The following is a 5,918-nucleotide window of genomic DNA, read 5'->3' on the forward strand; positions in this document are numbered from 1 at the left end:
ATGTAGTTCATATAACAAATGTAATAAATAAAGAACCTGAATTTGTTAGAAAGTTAGTGGTGAAGATACATAATGATTTATTAGCGGGGGTGCTATGAATTATTACATTGGCTTGGACTCCGGTGGGACTTTTATGAAAGCGGCCCTGTTTGATGCGCATGGCAATCAGCATGGGTTAGTAAGAAAATCAGCGAGTGTTATTAATGAAAAGCAAGGGTGGGTCGAACGTGATCTGAATGCATTATGGAATGATGCAGTCATTGCAATTAAAGAATTATTAACCGTAACGGCAATAGACCCAAAAAAAATTAAAGGATTGGGCATTTCGGCACAAGGTAAAGGTGTTTACTTACTTGATAAAAGAGGGCATGCTTTAGAACGAGGAATTATGTCTTCAGACTCACGCTCATTACCAATAGTGAAAAAGTGGATGAGTGAAGGGTTGCCAAATATTGTTTATCAAAAAACATTACAGACATTATGGACTGGACATCCTGTATCGATTGTTCGCTGGCTTAAAGATAATCAGCCCGATACTTACTGCAATATTGGTTCAATCTTGATGGCTCATGACTATCTTCGTTATCGTTTTACAGATGTCATTGCCGCTGAAATTACTAATATGTCTGAAAGTAATTTTTTTAATGCCCATACAGGAAAGTATGATTTAGATTTATTACATTTATTTGGCATTGAAGAAGTATGGAGTGCATTACCACCAATAATTAATTCTAATGATATCGGTGGTTATATTACTGAAGAGGTTGCAAAAGAAACAGGGTTGTCTGCTGGAACGCCTGTTTTCGGTGGCCTATTTGATGTAGTCTCAACGGCATTATGCTCAGGTATTAACTCTGGTGAAAATTCACTTAATTATGTAATGGGGACATGGGCAGTAACCTCCGGGATTACAAAATCAATTACTCAAGAAAAATATAATTTCGTTTATGGTCGTCATGCAATCACTGATGAATATGTTATACATGAAGCGAGCCCTACCTCGGCAGGGAATTATGAGTGGTTTTCAAACTATCTTGGGGAAAATGGTAGCTTTAATCATAAAGATAATGAGGCCTTGGTTTCAGATCTAGAGGTTGCATCTAGCAGTGTATTTTTTGTTCCATTTTTGTATGGTTCTAATCAGGGACTAGGTCTCAAATCTGGTTTCTATGGTTTACAAGCGCACCACACCAAAGGACATATAATCCAGGCAATATGGGAAGGTATTTTATTTTGTCATAATGTTCATTTAGAACGAATGCGTATTAGATTTCCAGAGGCTAAAGTTCTGAAAGTAACAGGGGGCCCTGTTTCTTGTAGAACATGGATGCAAATGCTAGCAGATTTGAGCGGTATGACGGTTGAAGTCTTAAATATAGATGAAACCGGTGCGTTAGGTGCGGCTATTGTTGCTATGGTTGGCGCCGATGAATATCCAACTGTCAGTGATTGCGTTAAAAATATTCAAACACAAACAGTGCAATTTAAGCCAGATTCTGATAATTTTATCAAATTCCAGAATAAATATAATAAATATCAGAAGCTTGTACAACTTTTCAAAGAATTCGAGGAATCATGAAGATGACCAGGCCCTTACTGCAAATGGCTCTTGATGCCACAACGATTGAATCTGCATTAAAATCTGTTGAATTGGTATCAAGAGATTTAGATGTTATTGAAGTTGGTACCATTTTAGCCTTTTCGTATGGTATTGATTGCGTCGCTATTTTGCGTGAAAAGTATCCAAACCATATCATTGTTTGTGATATGAAAATTACTGATGCCAGCGCCATTTTAACGCGTTTAGCCATGCAGGCAGGGGCAAACTGGGTTACTGTCAGTGCTGCTGCACATATAGAAACTATTCGCGCAGCTAAAAAGATAACTGATGAGTTTAAAGGCGAAGTTCAAATAGAGCTTTATGGTAACTGGACCTATGATAATGCAAGAGATTGGGTAGCAATGGGAGTAAGACAAGCTATTTACCATAGATCTCGTGATGCTGAATTAGCTGGAGTAAACTGGACAGAAGATGATCTGGTAAAACTTAAAAAACTATCTGAATTAGGATTAGAGCTTTCCGTCACGGGTGGCATTGTTCCGGAAGATATTCATTTATTCAAGGGCATCAATGTTAAAGCATTTATTGCCGGTAGAGCTTTAGCTGATTCAGATGGTCCAGATATCGCTCAACATTTTCATAGTGAAATTAAAAAACATTGGTAGACATTTATGAGTGAGCAAATTAAATCACTATCTAAAGCCTTAACTATCCTTGAGTATTTGGGGCAGTATCCTAACGGTGTTTCTTTACAAGATATATCTGAGGGGACGGGCTTTAATAAGTCATCTATTCATAGAGTTCTTTCTACCTTTGAGTCATCTGGCTATGTTGCCCAGATGTTTTCAGGAAAAGAATATCGTTTGACGATGAAGTTGATGCAATTAGGCCATGCAGCATTGAATTCAGACGTTACTGGGGTTGTTAAACCCTACCTATCCGAATTACTTTCTGAATTAAATGAAACCGTTAATTTTTTATCCTTTGATGCAGATAATATAATTTTCCAGGATAAACTTGAACCTCGAGATGCTTCATTCAGAACCCGTACTTATGTTGGATTGCATTCACCTATGTATTGTTCTGCAGCAGGTAAGTGCTATTTAGCATTTAGTACTGATGCGGTGAAAGAGTCATATTGGCAACGAAACTCCAGTGTCATGCAGAAATTAACAGAAAACACTATTTTAGACAAAGAACCTTTTTTTGATACTCTTGGGCAGATTAAAGTCCGAGGTTATGCAATTGATGATGAAGAAAATGAGGCTGGAATATCCTGTATAGCCGTTCCCATCCTTGACAAAAATGGCACACCTGTTTATGCGGTGAGCGTGTCTACATTGACACCTAAAATGCGGCAAATTGGTTATTCGGTGATCGCTGATAAAGTAAAAGTATTTACTGATAGAATTCAACAGCACTTAAATTATGGAGGATCAAGTGATTAACTTTACTGAAAAATACAGGCTAGGGATTTATGAGAAAGCAATGCCAGCAACATTAAGTTGGGAAGATAGATTACTCTACTCCAAAGATGCTGGCTTTGATTTCGTTGAAATTTCAGTTGATGAGACAGATGAGCGAAGAGCCCGACTGGACTGGTCTGATGAAGAGATATATGAGTTACGTAATTTATGCATAAAGCATGGCATGCCATTGCAGTCCATGTGTTTAAGCGCGCATAGAAAGTTTCCCTTTGGCTCTATGGACGAAACTATTCGCCTGGAAGCGCTTTCTATTATGGAAAAGGCGATCACATTAGCCTATAAACTTGGTATTCGTTGCATTCAGATGGCAGGTTACGATGTTTATTATGAACCTCAATCTGAGAGTACACACCTGCGCTTTATTGATGGTATGAAACAAGCTGCGAAAATGGCAGAAAAAGCGGGTGTAATGCTTGGCGTGGAAATTATGGATACGCCATATTTAAACTCGTTAAGTAAATTTGAAGTTCTGAAACGTGAAATCCCATCCCCTTACTTCATGGCCTATCCTGATGTGGGGAATATAACTGGCTGGAATTATGATGTGTGTACTGAGTTAATGTTGTCAAAAGACCATATTATTCAAGTCCACTTAAAAGATACTCGTCGTGTTTCTAGTACGTCTAAAGGCCAGTTCCGCGACTTAGTGATTGGTGAAGGTGAGGTTGATTTTTTCTCAATTTTTAAAACTCTAGCCGCTATGGATTATTGCTCACCTTTTGTTATTGAAATGTGGGCTCAAGATGACAAATGGTTTGAAAACATTAAAGAAGCCAAGAAGACATTGCAAGAAACAGCCAATAAAGCAGGCTTTTATCTTTAATTTATTCAAACAATAAACCATTCGGATTTTTTCTCTGATAAATTATTAACTCAGTAGGATAAACATATGACTATTATAAGAACTGCTTTTTTTGAAGCTGATTTAAACAATGAAGAAAAAATAGACTTTTACAATTATATGGAAAAAGAAGTTGCACCTATTATCCGTACTTTCCCTGGTAATAAAGGTGTTGTATTGAGTAAGCCAGAATTTATAGAGTCTGAGTGTCATCAGAGTGTTATTTTGATGATGCAGCACAGTTATGAAGATAAAAATGCGATGGAACAAGCGTTAAACTCACAGCAACGCATCGCGAGTATGAATGCAACTAAGATTATTGTTGAAAAATATAACCTGCGTGTGCATCACATGAACTTTATGGTTGAGTAATTCCGGCTTGTATACAAATGTCGTGTACTGGTATGTATAAGATAAGCTGCAACCGTTGATGTATCCCAGTTTGCTTCGATGACATCTGAGATATATCAACGTTTTTTAAATAGTAGTTGAGCTAACCGTTATTTCTGCAATCTGATGTTGTGCACATGATTGGGTGGCAACTCCCAGGCTTTGCAAAATCAACCCGCCTTAAAAACTCATCGCCAATCCTAAACCGTAACCATTGGTGTTATTACCAAACATATAACGCGCCACCAGTCTTGTGCGGGTGATGAAAACATCATAATCACTGCTATCTAGCTCGAACCCTAACCCCATCGATGTCAGACTATTAAAACCGAGTTGCCCACGTTGCTCCCCCAAATACTCGGTATGTGCCCCTTCCAGAACATAACGTAGCGGCTTATTGAGCAACGTCCAGTCCGAGACAGGAGCACGACGACGCAGATAAACGCCCAGATTTTGCGTGTTGGCCTCGCCTCTGACGGCTTCAGATGTGCTGCCAAAACTGCGCAGAGTCATGTCGGAATAACGCAACTCGATATCGATATCCTGAGGTTTTGAGAACAATTCATAATCGAGCATCAGCGAACCGCCCAAACCATAGGCATTGAGCCGCCCACCATTCAGAAAATCAAAATCTTTATTAGTACGTCGTTTGAAAACATAAGTGCCAATGCGTAGGTCACTGGCCATGGTGCCGAGCATGAAATTGAAGATTGGGCGCAGTACCAGGTTACCACCCCATCTATCGGTATAGACGTGAAAATCCCAGCCAACGCCACCCGTGGCGGTTAGACTGTTCCATTTGGTCGGGATTTTGCGGCTTTGGGTCCCGTCGGAAAGTACAAATTGCGGGTCATAACGGCTGTAACCCATCGTCCCTTCAAGATAGAGAGGGACTTCCTTGCTGATGGTTGCGCCACCGCCGAACTGGGTAATGGATAGCTCTTGCGTCCCGCTGGTACCGTTATCGATATTCAGATCGCTGGCGGTGATATCCGGCCAGACGGTGTAACTCATTAGCGCGAGTACCGCATCAGCATGCTTTTTAGGGCGGCTCGCATCAACGGCATAACTCACCGGGCTGGCTAACGACAGCGCAGCAATAATGGGCAAAGCATAAGAGTACGGCACCGTCATGTTGCTCCCAGTCTCCCCATTGAACGAACATGAGTTCTATGAATGTATTTGCAAGAATACCTTTGTTTTCAGTATAGAAGCGATCAAAATTTTCACGGGGAGATTTGATCTACCTGGTCGGTACTGAATTAATTGGGAATATTACTTGTTAATGGGATGTGACCACAGAATGATTACACTCAAGATATAATTAATAATATTTTTTGTCAGCGGCGAAATTATTGATTTTGATCTGTTATCTTTTTTTTGTTACAAAAATATCAGCGAAAAGATTTAGAAATATCGCTGGTGTCAACTGAAAGTATTATATATGCAGCAAGCCAGCGGAATCATAATTCAATTTCACCAACAATCTTGTTATTGTTAATGACGAAATTAATAGTTTCGATTTTAAAAAATAACATTCCTGATGTTTAATAGTTATTGGAGATGTCATTATGGCTGCAATTACTAAAGCATTGCTTGGTCAAGATCTATCCCCGGAGTTAAGGGATGAGTGCTCAGC

Annotated in this window: 6 protein-coding genes; 5 read left to right on the plus strand and 1 reads right to left on the minus strand. The window is 39.4% G+C overall.

Annotated elements, in window-relative coordinates; genetic code table 11:
- The first annotated feature begins 94 nt into the window (after positions 1–94).
- From MES37_RS23085 to MES37_RS23105, 5 genes are all read left to right on the plus strand, one after another.
- Positions 95–1,579, plus strand: coding sequence for an FGGY-family carbohydrate kinase (locus MES37_RS23085; RefSeq protein WP_273695186.1), 1,485 nt, complete (start codon positions 95–97; stop codon positions 1,577–1,579).
- A 2-nt stretch (positions 1,580–1,581) separates the two neighbouring features.
- On the plus strand, positions 1,582–2,226 hold the full coding sequence (locus MES37_RS23090; protein ID WP_064547037.1) for a 3-keto-L-gulonate-6-phosphate decarboxylase UlaD: 645 nt from the start codon (positions 1,582–1,584) through the stop codon (positions 2,224–2,226).
- A 6-nt stretch (positions 2,227–2,232) separates the two neighbouring features.
- A complete protein-coding gene (locus MES37_RS23095) occupies positions 2,233–3,009 on the plus strand; it encodes an IclR family transcriptional regulator (protein WP_064547035.1) in 777 nt (258 codons plus the stop codon).
- On the plus strand, positions 3,002–3,871 hold the full coding sequence (locus MES37_RS23100) for an L-ribulose-5-phosphate 3-epimerase (RefSeq protein WP_208111301.1): 870 nt from the start codon (positions 3,002–3,004) through the stop codon (positions 3,869–3,871). Before MES37_RS23095 ends, MES37_RS23100 begins: the two co-directional genes overlap by 8 nt.
- Before the next feature lie 66 nt (positions 3,872–3,937).
- Complete coding sequence (locus tag MES37_RS23105) at positions 3,938–4,261, plus strand: hypothetical protein (protein ID WP_232885950.1); 324 nt, start codon at positions 3,938–3,940, stop codon at positions 4,259–4,261.
- Between the two features lie 198 nt (positions 4,262–4,459).
- Here the strand turns inward: MES37_RS23105 and MES37_RS23110 are convergent, their stop codons facing one another.
- The gene (locus MES37_RS23110) at positions 4,460–5,413 is read right to left on the minus strand and encodes a hypothetical protein (protein ID WP_121813380.1); all 954 of its coding nucleotides are present in this window, start codon (positions 5,411–5,413) and stop codon (positions 4,460–4,462) included.
- Between the last annotated feature and the right edge of the window lie 505 nt (positions 5,414–5,918).

This window comes from Buttiauxella sp. S19-1, from assembly GCF_022134725.1.
GTDB lineage: Bacteria > Pseudomonadota > Gammaproteobacteria > Enterobacterales > Enterobacteriaceae > Buttiauxella > Buttiauxella ferragutiae.